A 491-nucleotide genomic window follows, 5' to 3' on the forward strand; every position below is an offset into this window, starting at 1 on the left:
GGATTCGACGATCTGCCCGGCTCGTCATGCCCGGGCTTGACCCGGGCATCCATCGAGAGAAGGGCTCTTCGTAAGATGGATTGCCGGGTCAAGCCCGGCAATGACGAGCGGAGCACTCGGTCCATCTCCTTGCGACCAGCCCAGCCTCACTGCGTCTTCGCCACCCGCGGCGGCATGGCAGACGTCACGAACGACGTCGCCTCCAGCATGGCGAGCCCGAACGGCGTCGGGATCTTGACGCGGAACGGGATCAGGATGCGCGTGCCCGCGATCGGCACGAAGGCGATCTCCATGTTGCGCGCTTCGGCGAGATATTTGATCACCGGGCGGTCGGGGATATAGCCCGCGATCGGCGTGAAATAGATCGCGCACACCAGCGCCGGGCCCTGATAGCCCTTCTCTGCCTTGACCATCTCCACGCGCTTGAAATCGAGCTTCAAATCGTAGCGCAGCCGGCCGTCGAAAATGCCCGCGCTGGTGCGGCAGCTATC

1 pseudogene is annotated in these 491 nt (G+C 64.0%); it reads right to left on the reverse strand.

Annotation, left to right across the window (positions count from 1 at the left end):
* Positions 1–146 precede the first annotated feature (146 nt).
* A pseudogene (locus AC5ZFO_RS48265) lies at positions 147–491 on the reverse strand (DUF3108 domain-containing protein); the annotation flags it as partial.

The sequence above is a fragment of the Bradyrhizobium sp. Unk1 genome, assembly GCF_059512345.1.